General features: G+C 38.3%; 18 protein-coding genes and 2 pseudogenes. 6 read left to right on the forward strand and 14 right to left on the reverse strand.

Annotation, left to right across the window (positions count from 1 at the left end):
- Nucleotides 1-339: 339 nt before the first annotated feature.
- From Q5C82_RS03360 to Q5C82_RS03390, 7 genes are all read right to left on the reverse strand, one after another.
- Entirely contained in the window at nucleotides 340-1,806 is a 1,467-nt protein-coding gene (locus Q5C82_RS03360) for a DNA cytosine methyltransferase (RefSeq protein WP_003219112.1), read from the reverse strand.
- A 394-nt stretch (nucleotides 1,807-2,200) separates the two neighbouring features.
- Nucleotides 2,201-2,845: a phospholipase D-like domain-containing protein gene (locus Q5C82_RS03365; protein ID WP_158304575.1), complete on the reverse strand. Its 645-nt coding sequence runs from the start codon at nucleotides 2,843-2,845 to the stop codon at nucleotides 2,201-2,203.
- Nucleotides 2,846-2,868: 23 nt separating this feature from the next.
- The gene (gene drmB, locus Q5C82_RS03370) at nucleotides 2,869-4,644 is read right to left on the reverse strand and encodes a DUF1998 domain-containing protein (protein ID WP_003219114.1); all 1,776 of its coding nucleotides are present in this window, start codon (nucleotides 4,642-4,644) and stop codon (nucleotides 2,869-2,871) included.
- Complete coding sequence (gene drmA / locus Q5C82_RS03375; protein WP_003219115.1) at nucleotides 4,634-7,975, reverse strand: DISARM system helicase DrmA; 3,342 nt, start codon at nucleotides 7,973-7,975, stop codon at nucleotides 4,634-4,636. The genes drmB and drmA overlap by 11 nt, the downstream gene beginning before the upstream one ends.
- 15 nt (nucleotides 7,976-7,990) lie before the next feature.
- On the reverse strand, nucleotides 7,991-10,330 hold the full coding sequence (gene drmE / locus Q5C82_RS03380; protein WP_003219116.1) for a DISARM system-associated protein DrmE: 2,340 nt from the start codon (nucleotides 10,328-10,330) through the stop codon (nucleotides 7,991-7,993).
- 29 nt (nucleotides 10,331-10,359) lie between these two features.
- Nucleotides 10,360-10,839 (reverse strand): 23S rRNA (pseudouridine(1915)-N(3))-methyltransferase RlmH, encoded by a 480-nt coding sequence (rlmH, locus tag Q5C82_RS03385; protein ID WP_003219117.1) that lies wholly within the window; start codon nucleotides 10,837-10,839, stop codon nucleotides 10,360-10,362.
- A gap of 80 nt (nucleotides 10,840-10,919) precedes the next feature.
- The gene (locus tag Q5C82_RS03390) at nucleotides 10,920-11,090 is read right to left on the reverse strand and encodes a CxxH/CxxC protein (RefSeq protein WP_003219122.1); all 171 of its coding nucleotides are present in this window, start codon (nucleotides 11,088-11,090) and stop codon (nucleotides 10,920-10,922) included.
- 184 nt (nucleotides 11,091-11,274) lie between these two features.
- Here Q5C82_RS03390 and Q5C82_RS03395 point away from each other — a divergent pair.
- Nucleotides 11,275-11,687, forward strand: a pseudogene (locus Q5C82_RS03395) (hypothetical protein).
- Nucleotides 11,688-11,771: 84 nt separating this feature from the next.
- On the opposite strand, the gene Q5C82_RS03400 reads toward Q5C82_RS03395, so the two are convergent.
- Entirely contained in the window at nucleotides 11,772-11,942 is a 171-nt protein-coding gene (locus Q5C82_RS03400) for a hypothetical protein (RefSeq protein ID WP_003219127.1), read from the reverse strand.
- A 147-nt stretch (nucleotides 11,943-12,089) separates the two neighbouring features.
- Between Q5C82_RS03400 and Q5C82_RS03405 the strand changes: the two genes are divergently transcribed.
- A complete protein-coding gene (locus tag Q5C82_RS03405) occupies nucleotides 12,090-12,386 on the forward strand; it encodes a hypothetical protein (protein ID WP_003219128.1) in 297 nt (98 codons plus the stop codon).
- 71 nt (nucleotides 12,387-12,457) lie between these two features.
- On the opposite strand, the gene Q5C82_RS03410 is transcribed toward Q5C82_RS03405, so the two are convergent.
- The 3 genes from Q5C82_RS03410 to Q5C82_RS03420 form a co-directional block, all read right to left on the reverse strand.
- Nucleotides 12,458-13,615, reverse strand: coding sequence for a hypothetical protein (locus Q5C82_RS03410; RefSeq protein WP_003219129.1), 1,158 nt, complete (start codon nucleotides 13,613-13,615; stop codon nucleotides 12,458-12,460).
- Between the two features lie 10 nt (nucleotides 13,616-13,625).
- Entirely contained in the window at nucleotides 13,626-14,363 is a 738-nt protein-coding gene (locus Q5C82_RS03415) for a hypothetical protein (RefSeq protein WP_032727264.1), read from the reverse strand.
- A gap of 155 nt (nucleotides 14,364-14,518) precedes the next feature.
- Nucleotides 14,519-14,989, reverse strand: coding sequence for a GNAT family N-acetyltransferase (locus tag Q5C82_RS03420; protein ID WP_003219131.1), 471 nt, complete (start codon nucleotides 14,987-14,989; stop codon nucleotides 14,519-14,521).
- A gap of 110 nt (nucleotides 14,990-15,099) precedes the next feature.
- Here Q5C82_RS03420 and rapG point away from each other — a divergent pair, with 110 nt between their 5' ends.
- A complete protein-coding gene (gene rapG, locus Q5C82_RS03425; protein ID WP_013308091.1) occupies nucleotides 15,100-16,197 on the forward strand; it encodes a response regulator aspartate phosphatase RapG in 1,098 nt (365 codons plus the stop codon).
- On the forward strand, nucleotides 16,198-16,314 hold the full coding sequence (locus tag Q5C82_RS03430) for a Phr family secreted Rap phosphatase inhibitor (protein ID WP_003219133.1): 117 nt from the start codon (nucleotides 16,198-16,200) through the stop codon (nucleotides 16,312-16,314).
- Nucleotides 16,315-16,349: 35 nt separating this feature from the next.
- On the opposite strand, the gene rocF is transcribed toward Q5C82_RS03430, so the two are convergent.
- From rocF to rocD, 3 genes are all read right to left on the reverse strand, one after another.
- Nucleotides 16,350-17,240: an arginase gene (gene rocF / locus Q5C82_RS03435; protein ID WP_003219134.1), complete on the reverse strand. Its 891-nt coding sequence runs from the start codon at nucleotides 17,238-17,240 to the stop codon at nucleotides 16,350-16,352.
- Nucleotides 17,241-17,313: 73 nt separating this feature from the next.
- Nucleotides 17,314-18,717, reverse strand: coding sequence for an amino acid permease (locus tag Q5C82_RS03440; RefSeq protein WP_003219135.1), 1,404 nt, complete (start codon nucleotides 18,715-18,717; stop codon nucleotides 17,314-17,316).
- A gap of 224 nt (nucleotides 18,718-18,941) precedes the next feature.
- The gene (gene rocD / locus Q5C82_RS03445) at nucleotides 18,942-20,147 is read right to left on the reverse strand and encodes an ornithine aminotransferase (RefSeq protein ID WP_003219136.1); all 1,206 of its coding nucleotides are present in this window, start codon (nucleotides 20,145-20,147) and stop codon (nucleotides 18,942-18,944) included.
- Between the two features lie 240 nt (nucleotides 20,148-20,387).
- Here rocD and rocR point away from each other — a divergent pair, with 240 nt between their 5' ends.
- Together rocR and Q5C82_RS20465 are read left to right on the forward strand one after the other, a co-directional pair.
- Complete coding sequence (gene rocR / locus Q5C82_RS03450; RefSeq protein ID WP_003219137.1) at nucleotides 20,388-21,773, forward strand: arginine utilization regulatory protein RocR; 1,386 nt, start codon at nucleotides 20,388-20,390, stop codon at nucleotides 21,771-21,773.
- 121 nt (nucleotides 21,774-21,894) lie between these two features.
- Nucleotides 21,895-22,014, forward strand: a pseudogene (locus Q5C82_RS20465) (peptidase); the annotation flags it as partial.
- Nucleotides 22,015-22,042: the final 28 nt, after the last annotated feature.

Consider the following 22,042-nt stretch of genomic DNA (forward strand, 5'->3'; position numbering starts at 1 on the left):
ACTGCCGAACCTGTGCTATGAAGACCCCTATTCCAACAAAGTAATCGTTACTTATTTGAACAAAGATATTGTTTCTAATCTTCCATTCATCCGGAAGTGAGATGCTAAAACGTAAGCAATAAATTGTTTATTTACGCCATGACATTGTATCAGATGTAAAATAGGAGTTACGATTAATGAGTTTTGGGGGCTTCGGCAATGAAATGGATTCTAACTAAAACGACCAAGATACTTACTCTTGGTCGTCTATTTTAATTGTAGAATAATTTAATTATGTTTCTTCTTAGATCTGTAAGTAAGTATGAATACTATAATCTATAATGGTGTTGAGGCAAAAAGTTATTTTAAGTTATTATACAACTCACCTGAATTCAATGTAACAATACTTGTAGTAATTTTACTCTTATCATATGAACAAAGTATTGATTCACCGATGACTTTTGCAAGTTTTGGTGGTACGGCGTTACCTATTTGGCGATATTGGTCATTTCTTCTCCCACAGAAAGTGTAATCTGATGGAAATGATTGCAATAATTGAGCCTCATAGGGAGTTAAAGTTCTTGGCTGCTCAGGATGAATGAATTTAAGTCCATCCTTCTCCATATGTGCCAAAATTGTATTTGATGGCTTATTCCAACTCTGCTTTACATATGTGTCTCTATGTTTACTCCGATTATAAGGATATAGAGTATCCAAAAATTCATTATAGTCTTCAGAATCTCTGTTCATAAAACGTGATGAGTTACTTCCCTGCTTAGTTCCGACGAAAATAACAATATCACGAAAATTATGTTCCCTCGATTGATGATTTGCCAAAAATTTATTGTCTCCAAAAGTGTTGATTCCGCACTCATTAACGAGATCATTATATTTTTCTAAAAAGCTTAAGAGGTTATTGAATTTGTGCGTTTTTTTATCTTTTATTAATTTGTACTCTTTATTTAATTTATGATAGAGCTTCTTTAGTCCTTGCCGACTACCAAAGTGATTATCCGTATCTGCCAATTCTTTGATATTCTTTATAAACAAACTTAAACTCTTTTTATAATTATCAGTAATAACATCGATATTCTTAAGTTTCTCTGATATCGAAATTTTAGGCAACCTGACTGGAAGATGCTGAATTTCTCCAACTGTCTTATAAGGAAACCCTTCAGGTCCATGAGTAGGCTTCAACCTAGGCGAGTCAATTCCGAGTCTATTTGCAATGATAAAAATTCTTCTTCTGTGTTGCGGAACCCCAAAATCAGCTGCATTTAATACCTGAAACCGTTCAGATAAACTATTTTCGACTTTTGTAGAATAGCCTTTTGATTCTAGCTCATCACAAATTAATTCAATTACTTGTACTTGTTTATTTTCTACACCTTCGTGATCTACTTTTTTTGATAACATTCCTTCTACATTCTCAAACACTACAAAAATAGGTTTAAGATAATTTACTATTTCAATGAAATGTTTATATAAAGTATTTCTCGGATCATTCTTTAATTTTTCTCTCATTTCTTTTGTACCGGATCTAGCAGGACCAGCAAGTGAAAACGTTTGACAAGGAGGACCACCAATCACCACATCGATGTCTCCACACGACTGAAAAATTTCTTTTTTTACATCAGAATTTGTGATGTCTCCTTGAATAACTTTTTCCGATCCCAAATGACCACGTAAAGTATCAGAGGCAGCTTGGTTTATTTCAACCGCTCTAATAATTTCAAATTTTAGATTTGGATGATTAGCCTGTAAAAAACCAGTTGAAAATCCTCCTCCTCCAGCAAATAGATCAAGCACTCTCAATGTTTTTTTCATTCTTTTCTTCCTTTTAAAAAACTAAAAATACGTCCTTAACAATGCAGTAATCTAGATTGCATTATGTGAACCAATATTTACGAACATTCTTTATGAATCAGTTTAGCACAATTGTCAACTGATCGTTAATTTTAATAAATGATGGTCATACTTATATCATAAAGTATGACCATCATAAAGATATCCGAAGCTGATTACACCTAAAACTTTTTGTTTTATAATAACATAGAACGCTCAACAGAAAACCGACCAAAATAACGACCTTAAACGTTGCTTGATTGAAGGCTAGATCTTTGTCAGTTAGTAATAGTTCAGAATCAATTTTATATTTTTATTAATAACGCAAAAGCCGTTTATTGAAATATCTAATAATCTATAACTAATGTTCCTATTATCAATTAAGTTTTTTGAAAAATTTCCTTTCTAGCATTACCTCAAATAATGTCTCTAATTCTCTAACCCCCTCACCATGCAAAATACTACCAATTTCTATATTGTTTATTATTCCATTATAAGATAAATTTGATGATGAAATTAAGGCATGTTTATTATCAAACACAGCAATTTTAGCATGCAAATTTGAATAAACTTTAGAGTTGACTAATTTGTAGATTTTAAAGTTTTTATTTATTTCAACAATAGATTTAATAAAATTTTCATCTACATGCTTATCTAAAAAAAACTTAATTATTACGCCTTCAGAAGCTTTTTTGTTCAAAAGTTGAATCAAATCTTTTACAAATTCTGAAATAGTGTACCCCGTAATTAATATAGTGTGTTTTGAAGCATGAATATACTCTCTCAATACACCTATTGTTCTTCTTGTTTTCTTGCTGTGTATTAAAGCTGGAACTGTAGCTACTAATTCAGCTGAGATTACTTCTTTCGCAAACGTTTTATTTTGCAGCTTAATTAACGCTATAATGTTGTTTAAATCGTTTATGTCTAAATTAGGAAAAGTTTTTTTTAATTCTTTAATAATAGCATCTTCCCCATAGATATCTTCATTTCGAATAAAGCTATTTAATTCCTCAGCCAACACGTATAGTCTTGTCTGCACTTTTAAATCAGCCCTTCAAAAAATGGGGTAATATTACTCTCCATTGTATTAATAAGTAGTGACCGGTCTAATAGCATATTCCCTGTTTCACAAGCAGTCTCTGGTAGCATTGTACAAGCAAAACATGAAGCTCCGTTAATATAATTACCTTGCTCTGGCTCTTGCATTGAACACTTAGGATCATTAGAACAGAATTTTGCTTCCTCTAAAGAGGTTAATAACAATTTTCTAAAATTATTTATTTCCCCCATTTCAACAAGTCCTCCTAGTGACCCTTCTTGATCTGAGCTGCCTGTATAGATAAGAATTCCTGACATTTTCTCATTATAATAAATTCGCTCTTTTAGAGCAGATGAAGAGTACCCACATTGTAAAGACATTTCTTTCATCAATAAATGAGACAGCGTATGCATTAATACAAAAATAACATCTTTCTCACTTTGGTGTTTCCAACCCTTCTCATCTAAATAGGCTTTATACATCTTTTTATAATTTTCGGAACGTGAAAAAACTTCCTTATTCGATTCAGCCCAGTTAATTAATGATACACGATTAAATTCAACAAAAATTCCTTCGCCGAAAATCTCAACTGCTGGAAGCCAATTTGTCTTTGTATCCCCTAACCAAACAATACTGCTCGGATTTTTCACATCTGGTTCTGGAACCTCATTTCTAGTAAATCCGAGTAATACCAATATTTCCTTCAACCGTTGAGCTTTTACAATCTTTTTTATATATTTTGTTAAATCTGAAGGAATACTTTCTTCTTCAGCCTTAAAATCTTTTCCTTTTTGAATAGAACCAGTGAATCCAGTCAGTGCCTCATATTCAATTTCTTTAATCTGCTCATATTTATTTATCTCTTCTGCATCTTTGGCTCTTCTTGATATCTCAATATTGAACTTATTCCAGTTCTCTAGAAAATTTTCAAAAGTATCAAATAAACTGTGAGCTTCCTCTTTCATAGAATATGCCCTTTTTAATCCTCTTTCCCCAAACAACTCTTCGGCATATTTGAAATCTTTTGATTCCCGCATAAAAAATTCATAGTATTTATTAACATTTTCTACTGAGATAGGAATGGATATTGCACTTCTTAGGACTGGGAAATAAACATTAGAAGCCCCTCGCTGTAATGGAATAATCTTGCCACAAGATTGTTTAGGTTCTTTAGAGTTCATCCTATGTGGGTGATTTCCTTCACATTGTAAATTACTAAAATATTTTTTTTGTGTGGCTAGTCGCATGTTATTACTATCTCCACAACTTAAGCATTTTACTATTAATGATGATAAACCAGAATCCTTGCCAGAGCTTGTTAATTGTAGTTCACCTCTACAACTTGTGTGTGATCTTTTATGAGCCCACCAGTGCCATGGAAAATCATCTAAATGGTTTTCATTTTCACAAGAAACAATAAATCTCGAAGGATAAGCTTTCTTATTACATCTAGGGCATATTGGACCCTTTTCAAGATAAGAATTCATATCAAATCTATCCCTTATGTCAAATAATCTCCTACACTTTAAATTTGAACATACATGGTAATTTGGAAATGGAATAGCAGGCAAATCTTTTTTTCCCTTAGTAGGTATTTTTTTGAACAAATCTTTTTTCAAAAACCCAGATAAACGATTATCATAAATTTCTTCTAAATTATCCCCCCAATAATTAATATCTAAAATTACTAATGAATCGTTGATTGAATCCATTATTGCACCAGGGCCATATGTTGTTATTAACTGACCAGGCCTTACTTCACCAACTTCATTTTTCACTTTTATACCACCCATCTTGAATATATATCTTAGAAGTTGCCTCGATTTGTCTCATTGAATCTAAAGTATCTCTTTCCTCTAATATTTTAGGCACACGATCATTAAATCTTGATAGCAATCTAACTTCACTCTTGTTAAGATTCTCTGAAGACGGGAAGAAATAATACTGTAAAGTAGATTCTCTTCGGCTTAAGTTCTGCCAATTATCTAAAAAATGGTCTAGATCATTTAATGTATCTTTTAGGTTTTTGTTATGTGAAATGGACACTCGTTGTCGAAAAATTCCTTTTAATTCTGATAAATTTATAGAACTAATATTAACAGCATCCTTGTTATTGATTAAATTACTGTTTTTTAGTCTTAACATAGCTACTAATGAAGCATGTAATGCTCTATCTCTTGCACGTGCAGCGAAGGGAGTTGCCGTTGTTCCTTCCACATGGTTATATAATCTACTATGGTATCCTTTAAAGTTTTCATAATGTGATAAATCTCGGGGACGATAAGGGTTATACACTGTAACTACAAGACCAGGTTTACTACGTCCTACACGACTCGATGCTTGAATGTACTCTGAAGTTTGTTTTGGTTGTCCGTTTACGACCATAAGACCAAGGCGATCAACATCCATTCCCACTGATATCATATTGGTTGCCAGTGCTACATCAAGTTCTTTATTCCCTGTTGATTTATCTAGTAATTCAAGAATCTGTGGAATTCTATAAGATGGAACTCGAGATGTTAATTCTTCTACGTTGTCAATGTATCTCTCTTTAGGGAACCCATAAATTGTCCTCAATCTTTGGATTCGTTTGCGTACGTCATCATCTAGTAGTCTAACAGCTCCACCTAATTCTCTTATACTATTAAAGTATCCAATTAGTGTTCGATATGGATCAATGTAATCTACATACTCTGCATATTTAGGATCTTGGATAATCGTTTCAGATACTTGTAGTAAAACTGAAAAAACGCGCAAAATTACAGTCTTCATTGATGAACCATTAACACAAACTCCCGTATATAAACGGAATGGAAAATCTTCCAAATTCCTCTCTCTACCAAAAAATGAATCCTCTATATTTAATCCTGGTGGAGGAAATTGACTCGAAGATAAGCGTCCAAAAACTTTTTTTACTTGTTCCTCCGCATTTTTTATTGTAGCTGTAGCTGCAATGTATTTCGGAGGATATATTTTTTCTTCTATTTTAGCAGTACATAAATTTTCTACAGCTGTTTCATAAAGTCCATAAATTGTTCCTAATGGTCCGGTGATTAAATGCAGTTCATCTTGAATAATTAATTCCGGTGGATAGAATTCTTTCACTTGATAAACTTTGGCCGGTGGATTGTAATGTCGAGTTTTATGATTTTCACCATTGGCAATATATCCGCATTTTTGACAATAACGGTCTACCCTTCCAAAAATATTAGCCGTTTTTTCATCCCAAGGCAATCTGGCGAATTTATCAACTGTAGATATTATTATAGATGGTGCTTTGCGATAAATTTCTTCGTCTACTAAATAAACTGGTATATGATTCTGGTGGTAATAGCATTCAGTATTTTTACAAAAAATCTTAATTCCAACTTTTTGAGTGCTAGTATCTCTATTCGGTAAGTATTTGAAATTAGGATTTTTTGATCCACAACACGGACATTCTATAACTTGTTTTTCAATTTTTTCATACTCTTTTCTAACTTGCCATTCTTTTTTATATTTTTCTTGTAAGTCCTCTAATTTATTTGCAGTAACTTGTCCACCGACCCAAAAACCTATCGAAAACTCACTATTACCGAATGATTGGCGGTCTTGAACACGTAGATATTCTGCTGCTGAAATTAATCTTGTAAGACGATCTCTTTGTTGTGTAGTTAAAAGCCTTAGTGTATAGCGTAAAATGACAGTTACTCCACCATCTTTATTGTAGGAACTTACCTCATCTCTAGTAAGACGACGGTACCCAAGCAAGAATGCAATAATTCCTAAATATGCTTCAGTCTTTCCCCCACCTGTTGGAAACCACAATAAATCTACTAACTCCCTATCTTTTGAAGATGGATCAATTATTCCTCTAATGTTTTGAAGGATAAATGCTAACTGGAAAGGTCTCCAGTTAAAATTCTCCTTTGAAAGTTCATTCTCTAACGTTGTTATCTGATTATTTTTTGAATAATTCTTCATACTTATTTGAGTATGCATAACTTCATTCATAAAAATAAAAGCTCTATAGGCTTTAGAATTATTGCGAAGTATATCAATACCCTCTCTAATACGTTTGAGGGAATCTTCACACTTATCCATAGCCATCCTCGCAGATTTTTGATCGTCTACTGAATCAAATGTTAAGTCATTAATCCAGTTGTTATATCGATCTGCTAAATTATTTAATTTATCTAGTAAAGAAAATGGATTTTGATCTATTGCCATCTTTCTAATTGAAAAATAATCGTTTGGCAGATCTCCGTATTTCGAATCATAAGGAAGTTCCGTACTCATTCCTTCAACTTCATGGGTAGGTATAAAAGATGTTTTTATAACACTGGCGTTTTTAGAGTTGAAATTAAACCATTCTGCAGCACATCCGAAACCTTTTGCAAAAATTGGTTTGTTTCTATATAAATATTCTTGAAAATCAGATTTATCTTTCCTCGCAAGGTTTTCTGGTATAAAGATAGCTGTATTCTCAACATCAGATATTTCCATACTTACTTGATAAATTGATTTTTTTTTCGTTTTATCAATGTTTTTATTCACCAAAAAAATTGATAAAAGATTATTGGTAGTGCCTTTAATACTCACTTTTTTTAACATTAACTGGATATTTTCTAACATACCCTTCTTGGGAAGATTTATTTTATAAGATTCTTCATCTAGAGGAATTATAATAGTATGATTAATTATTTTTCTAACCCATATTGAAATTTCTTTATTAGACTTTTCATCAAACCTTTTATCTTTTTTGTATTCACCCCATCGAATTATCGCTTTTAATTTTTTCAATTCTTTATCGGTATACATTTTTAAACCTAGTGAATTTTGTCTCTTCTTCGTTTTATCTTTTCCAATTTTTTCGTTTTTCGTTTCTTCTTCATCAGTTTCTGTATTCTCATTTTCAATAGTAGATCTTACTAATGGTTCTAAATAAGGCTCATCTAATTCTTCTGTTTCTTCGACTTCTGAATCCACAGGACATAACATTCCTGTTAAATAAGCTTGTGAAGGATCTTCTGTTAAAATATCTTCATCATTATATTCTGGTCCAATTAAATCTCTCTTTAATTCTTTAACGAAGATATCACGCACTTCTGAATACTTATGTCTATCCATTTCTCCACCTCATTTTTAGAAAATGCAACCTACCTCGGAAGGCTTGACTTTATAAGTTTCATCTGATATTGAAGCCATTTTTTTAATTTTAATAGCCTCTTGAATTTCTTCTAAAGACAAATTATATTTTTCAAGAAAAACACTATCGCTTGTATCAATACTTCTTTTTGATAAATAAATGATTTTATTAAGCAACCTTGCTGCGGTTCTTCTCTCAATCCTTATATGTTCCATTGACTTATAATAGTGTTCAGCATTAACAATAAAAACATTTATATCTAACGCTTTACCTAAAATCTTAATATCTTCTAAATCTCTTGGGCCGTAAGAATACCCTGATCTCCAGTTTTTTAATACATTTTTTGTAGATTTATCCCAACCCAACGCAATCATTTTCTCATAAAGTTTATTATCATCTAATTTAAGAAAAAAGAATTTATCTTCATATAAATTTCTCCATTCCCGAACATTTTTATAGTGGAGTTTTGACAAATTTTTTTCAGTTACATTATCAATAAAGATTGTATATAAATCTTCTTTAATATCATTATTAATAATTAATATTTCTTCATTACCCTTTAAATTTTTTAAATGATCCTTCCTAATATCTTTTTTACTTTTGATAAGATACCTTACTGCATTTCCAGGTCGTATAAACATTTTAGAGTCATCAGTGAAAGTTACTAATTTGGCTTTGACAGCATTTTCGAATACATATGGCTTACTTAAGCGATTGGATAAATCTAATTTAATTCTGTTGATTGAATCTAAAACATCCTCGATTTTAATATTTAACTCTTTATGTCTATCAGTATCTATACGTTTAATTTTTTTATAGAGTATTTGATATATTGTTTCATTATTTCTTTTGAAATCTGAAAGCGGGAATTCGTTATCAATGTCAGACAACATATTAAATTTAGATTTTAATTCTCTTATTTCGAGCTGATATAGTAATACAATCATTTTTTTACCAAAGGTCCTCAAAATAGGATCCAAATCACTCACTCTGATAGCTGATGTTAAGATTACAGTATCAAAATTTCCACTCTGAATATCTTTTACATCTTGATAGCTTTTTATATATACACCTTTACTTTCGAGATCAGAAATATCTACTTTTAAATTTAAAGAAATTTTCTCTTTTAATCCCAAGCTGTCAATTTTTCCTGATGATACAATTAAAATGATTTCTTTATTCTTTATTGCTTTATTTATTATCAACTCTAAAGTTTCATATTTAGGTGAAACCGTATCCAATTGATATTTATTAAAAATATCCTCTATCAATCTAATAATTCTTTCAAAGTCTAAATTCTCATATCTAAAATCACTATCTTTTAATTCTTTAATCAAATTTTTAATACTATTATATTTGGGATCAAAGGTAGCAATAAAATCATATTCTACACCTTCAATTGTCATTCTAATTGAATTATATAGTAAACTTCTTATAATCTTTAGGTCACTACTATTAAAATTATCTCTTTGTAACTTCTGTAATAGTTCGAACGCTTCCTCTAAAGCGTCTTCAAATGGGGATTCAATATACTTAAAACTAATTTCGTTTATATCAGAGCTAGGTAGTTCCATATTTTCGCCACCATCTATAAATTGTTTTAACTCGAAGTTATCGATTATATAGTTTTTATTCTCTTTTTTAAGTAAATATGGTGCTCTTATATCCAAAGGGTTATCTAAATAAATAAAGTATGGTGTATTTCTCTTTTCTAAAACATTTATATTACCTTTAATACTTTTTCCATCTACAAATATATAATCAAATTCTTGTAAGTCATTTGTTTCTAATGTCTTTATAGTATCTGAAAATGTAAATGTTGGAGGTTGAATATTATCCACTCTTCCCAATGTATTACGTTCTCCTCGGGAGATGGGTTTGAAGTTTTTTCGTCCACTCGCTACTGGCATAACATAATATAATGGTATTAATTCTGGAATTTCATTATTAAAATATCTAGATAAATAAGTCCGCCAATAAACCATTGAATAAGTTTTATCATTCATATCACAAAAAAAACCATTTGCATTTAAAACTTTGTGGTACCTATTACAATGAACAAAAACATCTGAAGTTTTTATATTTACTTCTTTAATTTTTTCTATTAGTTTACGATTTCTAGATATAATTAAAATACTCGATCTTTTGATAAGATTTTTTTTACACTCAAAATTTTTTTCTAAATTATATACACAGCTTATTATCAACTCTAAAACTATTTCATTATTAGGATATATAAAAACTGAATTCTCCTTATTGACCCACTCTTTTTCAAAAGAATGAATAATATAATTATTCAGTTCATTAACAAGTATTGTATTATTAAGTACTTTCAAGGTTTAACCTCCTTTCAAGTTATATTTTTTTATTTATGATAAGGCTCCCCACGATTAATCCGAAAAGCCCGATAAATCTGCTCGACTAGTATGAGTCGCATCAACTGATGAGGAAACGTCATCTTTGAAAACGACAGCTTGTCATCCGCTCGCTTCATCACCGTGTCACTCAATCCGAGTGATCCGCCGATGACGAAGGTGACTTTGCTTTTTCCATAAGTAGCCAGCTTATCTATTGTATCGGCTAGTTCTTCGGATGTTTTCATTTTTCCTTCGATGGCGAGGGCGATGACGTGGGCGTCGGGGCTGATTTTGGATAGGATGCGGTCGCCTTCTTTGTCTTTTATGATTTTCATGTCCTGGTCGCTTAGGTTTTCCGGCGCTTTTTCGTCCGGGAGTTCGATGATGTCGATTTTTGCGTAGGCCGAAAGTCGTTTCGTGTATTCTTCAATGCCTTGCTTGAGGTATTTTTCTTTTAGTTTTCCGATTGTCACAATATTGATATTCACAGGTCATCCCCACTTTAAAAACAAGTTATTCATATATGTTGTCCACAATTGTGGATATCTTTTCTGTATTTTGTGTAAGATCATTCGTTCCCCACTATATATACTGCGGGGTCTCCACATAATTCACAGGCTGTGGATAAACTGTTAGTATGTTCGATTTTTCTGATTTCGGGCGGCAGCTCGTGGTCGTCTATGTACATATCCAGCACCGTTTCGATGTGTTCTTCACAGGAATAATACGCTTGTTTCATGTTCATATCCTCCGATGTTTTCTTCCATTTTTACAAATGTTCTCTTCTCAATATAACCTATTTATTCACATGTTAGTAGTGCTTCGGGCTGAGTTTTATCCACAATTCGACAAACAAGCTGTTGATGACTCTATTTCGCTCGTGTGTTAGTTTGAAGGTAACCGATGTGTGGGGAGGTCTGCATTTGCTCTTTAGATGGGTTTGGCTTTTGGTAATCATGTTGCTGCTTGCTGGGTGTCAGCCGTCTTATTGGGTGTTGGAGAAGGATCGAGTCGGTGAAGGCAGTCCAGACTTAGAAATATACGCTAATTACCTTCAAATGCATGATGACGTAAAAGGATATCAAGTCTTCACCATATCAGAAGGCAAAAAAATGGTCGTGGTATCTCTGGAAACAGTGAGAAAGACAAACAGCTCGAGGTATCAGACATCAAATACTCACCTAAAGAAACAACTGTAACTGTGAAACGAAAACCTGCTCCTAAGGCAAATGAGAAAAACCCTTATATACTGATTGGACTGGACAAAATCGAAGGAGAATTCATTGTACAGGATGAAAAGGGAAATCGCTTTGAAGAAACGGATTATCAGCAATAAAGCCGGCGTTCCTGAGAACGTCCGGCTTTTCTTTTTAGCCTTCCATTCGGGTCGATGATGAATGTTTTAGCATCCTTTCTTTTTTTACGAGTGTTTTTTCTGTATTCTTAGAACAACAAATATGCCAAGAAAGCAGCCGATAATGGTTCCGATGAGGTCAAACCAGTCCGCTTTTCCTCCATTCAGCAGGAATACAACAGCCGCCGAGATTATGCCGATGACCACTGCCAGAAGAATGACCCGTTTGGTGCGCATGTAATTCCTCCTTTACCCATTCTCCAGTTGATACATCAATTTTACAATAATTCACATATTTAACACAGAATTAATTTTAAATCGAAAGGAATCTCATGAAATCCGTTGAATTTTTTATTTGATTTCAAAAAAATGGGAGGGAAGAAAATGTTTAAAAAAGTTGTGATTGGAACTTTAGCTTTAGGAATTTCACTAGGTATTGGTGGCACTCTCGCTAGTCCGGCTTCTGCGGCTGAATTCTCTACTAAGGAAGTCAAAGCACAGGCTACCAAGTATATCTCCGATTATAAAGTAACTTACTGGGGCTATTCTGACGTTGATGATATTCCTGACTATTACAGCTACTCAAAAGACGGATACACAGGAACATTAAAACTCTCTCATGTTGAACCGCGTTATGATGGAGGCTGGACAGCGTTCTATTATGGATATGTATCAAATTAAGCACCAGAAAAAGAGACTTCCTGCAAGTCTCTTTTTCGTATTTCCTGAGAAATAATGTGACAATACTTGCCTTAAAACCCCTTCATCACCTCAACATCATACAGCTTCAAATGACTCTTCGGCGTCACAATCTCCTTTACCTTCCCGATCTCTTTTTCCTTCACTTTCTTTCCTGTTTTCAGGCTGTACTGTTCAATGTATGCAGGCTTGTTATAACTGTATGTGAAGAAATAAAGTCTGCTGCCTTTTTGGGTGATTTCTCTGAAATCGGCTTTCATTTTGTCTCGGGAAAGGGTGAAGGCGGTGCTTGTTTTTCCTGTCTTTGCATCGATTTTATATACCTTTCCGAAGCCGTCAATGAAATACAGGTACTCATCATAATAGAAAAAGCTTTTTTTGAAGCTGAAGGGCATCGAGCTGTATATCGTTTGTTCGTCGTTTTTGTATTCGGCGATGTCGTGCAGCTCGACTTCGCCGCTTTTTTTGTTGATCTTGACCATTTGATAGAGATTGCGGGCTTTTTGACCGCGAACCATAACATAAACCGCTTGGTCGTCCACGGCAAGCTGGGATTCGACTGAGGCTCCTTCCCTGTACTGCCATTCCGTTATGTTGTGGTAGGTGAGTTTCTTCTGATCCGCTTGAATCTGAAGGAGCTGATAGCCTTTTTCGTCAGCTGTCGGGACAAGTGCGAAAATCGCACCCTCATGAAAACCGGAGGCCCGGATGTAGTAGGGAATGACGTCTTTTTTCCACTCTTCGTTCATCTGGCGGTACAGCTCTGAGCGGTACCCGTCTCCCTTTTTGTCGTAGCCGGAGTTGTAGAGGGTGTAAAAACCGTCCGTGTTTTGCAGAAAGCCTGCGCTGTCTCCTGTGTGCTGATAGGCTCTTTTATGAGATCTCAGGCCGTCTTTAATCGTATAAATCGTGTTTTTGTCCTCCAGCATCACATTTTCGCCGTGAACCTTGGCTGATCCCAGCTCAAGGCCCTTCATCTGAAAGGAAGAGAGCGACCCGTCCTGGCTGATAAACAGGGCGTAGCTTTTCCCGCCGCCAAATGCATCTTGATCCGCAGAGGTTGAGAAATATAACAGGACTTCTTTGTCATCCAAGAAACTGGAGTCTCGGAGATCCTGGTGACTTACAGTTTTATGGCTAGGAGAAATGAAGACAAATAGTGCGATTCCTGCGAGAATCAGCATGGCGATAATAATCATCCACTTTTTCATATCCTCCTCCTTAGTTGATGGTCATGATGGTTGTCGTATACGAAGAGCTTGTGATGTCGCGCGGATACACGCCTAAGCCTCCGTTACTGTCAATATCAATGCCCGCTTTCAGCAAAAAGGCAGACCATAGGAGCTTTGAACAGTTTTTGGCGCCGTCATGGCCGGTATTTCTGTTATTGACGAAGTTATATGAGTATGGGTCGCCGACCTTTGATACCGCCCAGTCGGCAGCAGATGTTTTTTGAGATGAGGATACGCTGACGGTTTGCACAATGGAGTTGTCTTCCACGTCTCTGGCATTGTAAGCGATCTGCCTGACACCGTCGCTCGGGACAGATTCAACAATTTTGTCAGCGGATGAGTACATGCCGACGTGGCCATGATTGTAGTAGGCTGTGTAGGAGTTCGTGTAATAGATATTGCCTTTCGCGCTTGCCGGGAGTTTTTTCGTGCCGGACGACCCGCCCATGATAGACATGCCGCTTTCCTTGGCGAGCCTGTCACCTTCTGCTTTATCAGCCGTGATTTCCTTATAAAACTGTTTTAGGATAACGTCCTGCTTTACGTGCTGTTGTTTGGCAATCTGGTTGGCGGACTTCATGATTTCTTCTGGTGTCGTGCCTGGCTGCAGTGCGGCGATTTCTTCAGCATAGTTTGTGGCCTTTACGGCTTTCGCGGGAGAAACAAACAGGCCGCCGCATACTGTAAGCGCTACCAAAAACATTGACACCCGATTCCTCAACTTCATTACATCTCCTCTTTTCTTGTGAATGTAGGAAAGGTGATTTCCTCACCCACATTATATTAGGAAAATAAGGAAAGTAACTAGGTGATTTACAGAATTTTTAGAAATCATTTACAGAAGGCTGTCCGAAAAAAAGGCCTTAATCAGGCCCTTTTTCGTTACAGCTTCTTGCTCATGACCACGTCCGTTTCTTGAAATCCCGTCCGCTCATATAGCTTCCGCGCCACCTGATTGTGAGCAAAGACGTGGAGGGACAGCTTCCGGATTCCCATGCTGCGTGCTGTATGATCTAATGCCGCCAATGCTTGCTTTGCATAGCCCTTGCCCCGGTATGGTTCATATAACCCGAAATCGTAAATAAACGCTTCCTGCTGCGGATGCTCCGGTTCAGCATGTATCCAGAGCCAGCCAACGATTTCCTTTTCATTCAGCGTAAGGCTCCATAAATGATGATGGGGTGTGTCCAGCCCCTTCGGAAGCAGATTAGAAAAGGTCTGCTTAGACAGAAGCAATGCGTCTTCAGGCAGCCATGTTCCTGCTTTTACCTTTTCTTCGGCGTAATGCTTTGCTGTGTACGTAAGATAAGCTCTAAATTCTTCTGTCTGCATGGGAGTCAGCATGATTGTCATATCATCTCTCCTTCATATATTGACTAGAGGATTTTACATAAAATAGAAAGAGGTGTTACTATCAGAATAAGCAACTGAGATTGATAAGTCACTAGAGAAAGGAGTTTCAAATGAATAAAATTGCACCCGCAGAAATCGCTAACATGCTCAACGATTGGTACCTTGCGATCAAGAAACATGAAGTTGAAGAGTCCGCCCGTTTTTTTGAAGAAGTGAAGCCTTTATTGGATGACATGGAAGAGGATCAGGAGGTTCTTGCCTACTTCTCCTTGCTGGAACTGCGACACAAGGTTTTGCTTCACGAGGCGAGAGGACAGGGCTTTCAGCATGAGGAGCCTTCTCATATGAATGCTACGTCTGACATGCTGAAATATTACTTTTTTCTGTTTGAAGGCATGTATGAGGCCTATAAAAATAATTATGATATTGCCATTGGGCTTTATAAAGATGCAGAGCAGTATCTCGACAACATTCCCGATCCGATTGAGAAAGCCGAATTTCACCTGAAGGTCGGAAAGCTCTATTATAAGCTGGGACAAAATATTGTATCCCTCAACCATACACGGCAAGCAGTTAAAACGTTCAGGGAAGAGACCGATTATAAAAAGAAACTGGCTTCAGCGCTGATCACCATGTCAGGCAATTTTACCGAGATTGGGCAGTTTGAAGAAGCTGAAACATATTTGGACGAAGCGATTCGAATCACGAGAGAATTAGAGGATCATTTTTTTGAAGCCCAGCTTTTGCATAACTTCGGACTTCTTCATGCGCAAAGCGGCAAGTCAGAAGAGGCGGTCTCCAAATTAGAAGAGGCCTTACAGAACGAAGAATACGCCCGCTCCGCCTATTACTATCATTCTGTCTACTTGCTTATACGAGAGCTGTTTAAGATTAATAAGAAAGATCAGGCCTTATGTTATTACCAAGAAGTGAAGGAAAAATTGGCTGCTGAGCCGAATAGAATATGTGAGGCAAAAATAGACATTTTGTATGCCATTTATGCAAAAGGAGGTCATGCGGAAACGTTTCACTTATGCAAACAACATATGGATGATTTGATGTCCGAGAAAGAGTATGACAGTGTAAGAGAACTTTCCATTTTGGCTGGCGAACGGTATAGGGAATATGAGCTTTACAAAGAAGCTGCCCACTTTTTTTATGAAGCATTACAAATTGAAGAACTGATCAAACGAACGGAGGTTATATAAATGAAAAAATTTCTGATTGGTGCAGGCGTCGCAGCGGTGATTTTATCAGGATGGTTTATTGCGGATCATCAAACCCATTCACAGGAGATGAAAGTCGCTGAGAAAATGATTGGATAAATGAAAAACCCCCGCGGGATGCGGGGGTTTTCTTATTACAGCAACTTTTTCCCTAGCAGAGATTCTACGAGCTCTACTGCTGTTTGGCCAGTCTTGTTTTCGTGATCAAGAATCGGGTTGACCTCAACGAATTCAGCTGAGGTGATGATGCCTGCGTCATACAGCATTTCCATAGCCAGGTGGCTCTCCCGGTAGCTGATGCCGCCGACGACAGGGGTTCCGACACCCGGTGCGTCGTTTGGATCAAGTCCGTCCAGATCAAGGCTGAGATGGACGCCGTCACATGCTGATAAATAATCAAGGGTTTCTTCGATCACCTTGGTCATGCCGAGACGGTCGATTTCGTGCATCGTGTACACCTTCATGCCGCTTTCCTTAATATATTGGCGCTCTCCTTCATCAAGTGACCGAGCGCCGATAATGACGACGTTTTCCGGTTTGATTTTAGGGGCGTAGCCTTCAAGGTTAACCAGTGACTCATGGCCGATGCCGAGGCTGACGGCAAGCGGCATGCCGTGAATATTGCCTGAAGGTGATGTTTCAAGTGTATTCAGGTCGCCGTGCGCGTCATACCAGATGACGCCGAGATTATCGTAATGCTTCGCTGTGCCTGCCAGCGTGCCGATCGCAATACTGTGGTCGCCGCCCAGGACAAGTGGGAATTTTTTCTCTTCAATTACGGTGTTCACCTTTTGAGCGAGCTTTTCGTTTCCTGCCAGTACGGAATTTAGGTTTTTCAGTTCTTCATCGTTTTTGATCTTTTCACGGCTGATCGGAATGTCACCGAGATCTTCAACCGTATAACCCATGTCTGACAGCCTCTCAATTAGATGGGCATACCGGATGGCACTTGGTCCCATGTCCACTCCGCGTCGTGCTTGTCCTAAATCCATTGGCATTCCAATAACCGAAATCGTTTTATCCATCTGTAATTCCACCTCAACATATAAGATAATGTCCTATGCGGGTTATAACAAAGATGACTTGCGGACAACGTTTTTAGAGCTCTAGCTGACGATTTGCCTGCTGGCGTTTTTTAATGACGACATGATAAATGATGTAGCAAATGACCATAAACGGTACTCCGCAATACAGCGCGATACGCTGCTCCGGATCAAACGCGAGACTGATAAGAACGACTGTATTTAACGTCAGGCCGATCAGCGGAAGCACCGGATATAGCGGTGTTTTAAATTTCAGATCTTCTATCTTGCCACCTTCACGGATATATTTTCGTCTGAACCTGATTTGGGAAAGCGAAATTGCGATCCAGCCGACTTGCGCGCTCATGCCCGCCAAGGATAGAAGCACCATATACACGGTTTCGGCCGCCGCCACTTTTGACAGAAGCGACAGGCAGGCCACAGCCATCGTTACAATTAACGCGTTCAGCGGCACACCTCTTTTATTTGTTTTGCCGAGCGCTTTGAAGGCCTGTCCTTCATTCGCCATCGCGTACAGGATACGAGTCGATGCGTATAAGCCTGAATTCGCAACAGATAAGAGCGCAATCAATATAACAAAGTTCATGATATCAGCTGCATACGGGATTCCGATTTGCTCAAATACGGCAACAAACGGACTTTCCACAACACCCGCCTGTTTCCACGGAATCATGCCGGCAATGACAATGATGGAAAGAACAAAGAAAACCAGAGTTCTCCATACTGTCTGTTTGATGGACCGCGGAATCGTTTTTTCAGGGTTTTCACTTTCTCCGGCTGCAACCCCGATCAGCTCAGTTCCCTGGAATGCGAAGTTCACGGTAATCATCGTTATCAATATTGCCTTTATGCCGTTCGGGAATAACCCATCTTCATAAAAATGCGTCAGAAACGGCGCTTGCTCTCCGCCTTTTAGGTCAATGAAGCCGAACATAGCGGCTCCGCCGAGAATAATAAATAAAAGGATAATCAATATTTTAATGCCCGAAAACCAAAATTCAGATTCTGCAAAGGCTTTCGTTGTTATTGCATTTAAGATAAACATTAGTGCCGCAAAGACCAGACACCAAATCCAGACATCAACGTGCGGAAACCAGCGGAGCATCAGCTGCCCCGCTGACAAAAATTCTATTGCGCATGTAACTGCCCAGCCAAGCCAGTACAGCCAGCCGAACGCAAACCCGAAGGCCGGGCTGATAAATTTTGTCGCATAGGTCTGGAAGGACCCCGACACAGGAAAGGCGACCGCCAGCTCCCCTAAGCAAAGCATGGTCAAAAACATGATAAAGCCGCCCACTAAATAGGACAGAACCGCGCCGAGCGGTCCCGCCTGGTTAATGGTAAACCCGGTTCCCAGGAAGAAACCGGTTCCGATCACTCCGCCCAATGAAATCATGAACAAGTGACGTGATTTCATTGTCCGCTGGAGCTGATTTCCGTTATCTTGGTTCGTATTCACATTCTGCACCCCTTCAGCAACTTGTATTGGATCTAAGCTGGAACATCTATCGTGGTGCATATCCCAGTTTGCTGTCCAAAGAGTCTCTATCTATTTAATATAAAATTCACTTCTTCTCATAAAGATACATTATACTAAAATACTGTAGCTGAGCAAATAGGGAGTGCTGATTTTTCTGTTGTAAATTTATACAAACGAAGTGAATATCCCGCCATGGTGCGGATTTATGCGTTTTGCAGTACGTGCTTAATTTTCTCTATTGCCCAATCCAAATCCTTTTTGGAAATGATTAATGGCGGTGCAAAACGAATGACTGTATCATGCGTTTCCTTGCATAAAAGCCCTTCTTCCTTCAAACGCTCACAATAAGGGCGTGCGGCTTCCGTCAATTCAACACCGATAAACAGCCCTCTGCCGCGGACTTCTTTAATGACAGGGTTGTCAATGCTCTCAAGCTCGCTTTTAAAGTATTCACCAAGCTCAAGAGAACGATCCGCCAGCTTTTCATCCTCCAGCACTTCCAATGAGGCAATAGACACCGCACATGCCAGCGGATTTCCGCCAAATGTGGAGCCATGTGAACCCGGGTTAAACACGCCTAAAACGTCGCGGTCCGCCGCAATGCATGAGATCGGGAACACACCGCCGCCTAGCGCTTTACCCAAGATGTACATATCCGGAACAATGCCGTCCCAGTCACAGGCAAACGTCTTGCCTGTACGTCCAAGACCCGTCTGAATTTCATCCGCAATAAACAGGACATTCTCTTCCTTACAAATCGACGCCGCTTCCTGCAAAAACCCTTCAGGCGGAATGACAATGCCCGCTTCCCCTTGAATTGGTTCGAACAAGAATGCCGCTGTATTCGGCGTAATCGCCTGACGCAGCGCTTCCGCATCTCCGTATGGAATTAATTTGATTCCCGGAAGCATTGGGCCGAATCCTCTTTTATATTCCTCTTCAGAAGAAAGAGATACCGCCAGCATCGTCCGGCCGTGGAAGTTCCCGACACATGCGATAATTTCCGCTTGATTGTCGGCTACGCCTTTCACTTCATAAGCCCAGCGTCTCGCCGCTTTCACGGCAGATTCAACCGCTTCAGCTCCTGTATTCATCGGCAGAATCATCTCTTTGCCCGTCAGCTTAGCTGTTTTTTCGTAAAAAGGCCCAAGCTGATCATTGTGAAACGCGCGTGATGTGAGGGTGATTTTATCAGCCTGATCCTTCAATGCCTGAATAATTTTCGGGTGTCTGTGACCTTGGTTTACCGCAGAATAAGCACTCAGCATATCCATATATTCATTGCCTTCTGGGTCCTTTACCCAAGCACCCAGCGCTTCAGAAATGACAATCGGGAGCGGGTGGTAATTGTTGGCTCCATAATGAGACGTCTGATCAATAATTTCTTTGGATTTAGATAAAGCTGGCATATTTGAATTCCCCCTTGTTTTCTGTTTCAACATGTTATCCTGCTTTCCCTTTTTATAAATGCAAGTTCTGTGCCAAATCAAGATTTCGTGTGTTTTCTACAAATTTCGTGGACAAGGTGCAAAAACATTCAGATATTTCGAGCGAAATTTTCTGCAAGTGCAAAATTCTTTTGCATATCCTCTCCATTCTTTTATAAAATAGAAGCAATATTAAGAAAATAATTGAGGGAGGTTTATACAGTGGTCAAAGACAGCGAATTCCTCACGTTAGTGTTTCAGAGCATTTTGGATGAAATCGATGTTGGCCTGCACGTGGTAGACGAGCACGGAAACACGATCGTTTATAACAATAAAATGATGCAAATTGAAGATATGGAGAAGCATGACGTCCTGAATAAAAACCTGATGGATGTGTTTATGTTTTCAAAGCAGCAGGACAGCACGCTTGTACAAGCCCTTCAGGAAGGCAAAACGATTAAAAACGTTAAACAGAGCTACTTCAATAATAAAGGTCAGGAAATCACAACGATCAATCATACATATCCCATCGTCAAGGACGGCAAAATCAGGGGGGCAGTCGAAATTGCGAAGGATGTGATAAAGCTTGAACGGCTGATCAGGGAGAATATGAACAAAAAAGGCAACACAACCTATACATTTGACAGCATTCTCGGCACCAGCCCGGCCATTCAAGACGTCATCGAAAACGCCAAGCGGGCAACGCGGACGTCATCATCTATCCTTCTCGCAGGCGAAACCGGCACGGGAAAAGAGCTGTTCGCGCAAAGTATCCATAATGGCAGCGACCGTTCAGGAGGCCCGTTTATATCACAAAACTGCGCGGCACTACCAGACAGTCTTGTGGAAAGCATTTTATTCGGAACGAAAAAAGGCGCATTTACCGGCGCTGTCGACCAGCCTGGCCTGTTTGAACAAGCCCATGGCGGCACGCTGCTGTTAGATGAAATCAACTCGCTGAATCTCAGCCTTCAGGCGAAGCTGCTGCGCGCCCTTCAAGAACGGAAAATCAGGCGCATTGGTTCGACAAAGGATACACCGATTGACGTGCGTATTATAGCCACGATGAACGAAGATCCGATTGATGCAATTGCGGGCGAACGAATGCGGAAGGACTTGTATTACAGGCTGAGCGTCGTGACGCTCATCATCCCGCCGCTTCGGAAACGGAAAGAAGACATTTTGCTTCTCGCGTCAGAGTTCATCCAGAAAAACAACCACCTGTTCCAAATGAATGTCGAACACATCAGCGAAGATGTGAAGCAATTTTTCCTATCCTACGACTGGCCGGGAAATATTCGTGAGCTTGAGCATATGATCGAAGGCGCAATGAATTTCATGACGGACGAGCAAACGATTACGGCTTCCCATCTGCCCTATCAATACCGCATGAAAATCACGCCGGCTGACATCCCGGAGCCTGAAGCACCAAGACACCAGCCGGCCGCAGACTTAAAAGAAAAAATGGAGAGTTTTGAAAAATATGTGATTGAGAACGTGTTAAGAAAACACGGCCATAACATCTCACAAGCTGCTCAGGAGCTTGGCATCAGCAGACAAAGCCTACAATACAGGCTGAAGAAATTTTCTCAAGCGCCTGCTGAGTAACAGCCCTATTCCAGTGCAGGAAGCCTGACGTGTATATCGTTAAACGGTAAAGTTCCCCCTGCAACGTCAACTGTAGCAGCAGAAAGGCCGTCAAAGCAATCACAAATGCAAAGGCACAGTCACATCTTCTGCATTGAAGAAAGAAAACGGCATCTATGTATACATCATTAAAATCACTGCCAATAACCACACGGAACAAATCATTAAAGTTAATGCTGAAAACGGAAGCATTTGCAGCTAACATGCATTGCCTGCTGTTTCACGTGTAA

The sequence above is a fragment of the uncultured Bacillus sp. genome (assembly GCF_958411575.1).
GTDB classification, from domain to species: Bacteria; Bacillota; Bacilli; order Bacillales; family Bacillaceae; genus Bacillus; species Bacillus spizizenii.

Excerpts from the sequence above, each read along its gene's own strand:
- Q5C82_RS03410 (WP_003219129.1), bottom strand. The coding sequence starts at position 13,615 with ATGAAAAAGTGGATGATTATTATCGCCATGCTGATTCTCGCAGGAATC.
- rocD (WP_003219136.1), bottom strand. The coding sequence starts at position 20,147 with ATGCCAGCTTTATCTAAATCCAAAGAAATTATTGATCAGACGTCTCAT.
- Q5C82_RS03430 (WP_003219133.1), top strand. The coding sequence starts at position 16,198 with ATGAAAAAATTTCTGATTGGTGCAGGCGTCGCAGCGGTGATTTTATCA.
- Q5C82_RS03390 (WP_003219122.1), bottom strand. The coding sequence starts at position 11,090 with ATGAAACAAGCGTATTATTCCTGTGAAGAACACATCGAAACGGTGCTG.
- Q5C82_RS03405 (WP_003219128.1), top strand. The coding sequence starts at position 12,090 with ATGTTTAAAAAAGTTGTGATTGGAACTTTAGCTTTAGGAATTTCACTA.
- Q5C82_RS03420 (WP_003219131.1), bottom strand. The coding sequence starts at position 14,989 with ATGACAATCATGCTGACTCCCATGCAGACAGAAGAATTTAGAGCTTAT.
- Q5C82_RS03400 (WP_003219127.1), bottom strand. The coding sequence starts at position 11,942 with ATGCGCACCAAACGGGTCATTCTTCTGGCAGTGGTCATCGGCATAATC.
- Q5C82_RS03415 (WP_032727264.1), bottom strand. The coding sequence starts at position 14,363 with ATGAAGTTGAGGAATCGGGTGTCAATGTTTTTGGTAGCGCTTACAGTA.
- Q5C82_RS03360 (WP_003219112.1), bottom strand. The coding sequence starts at position 1,806 with ATGAAAAAAACATTGAGAGTGCTTGATCTATTTGCTGGAGGAGGAGGA.
- drmA (WP_003219115.1), bottom strand. The coding sequence starts at position 7,975 with ATGGATAGACATAAGTATTCAGAAGTGCGTGATATCTTCGTTAAAGAA.
- rapG (WP_013308091.1), top strand. The coding sequence starts at position 15,100 with ATGAATAAAATTGCACCCGCAGAAATCGCTAACATGCTCAACGATTGG.
- rocF (WP_003219134.1), bottom strand. The coding sequence starts at position 17,240 with ATGGATAAAACGATTTCGGTTATTGGAATGCCAATGGATTTAGGACAA.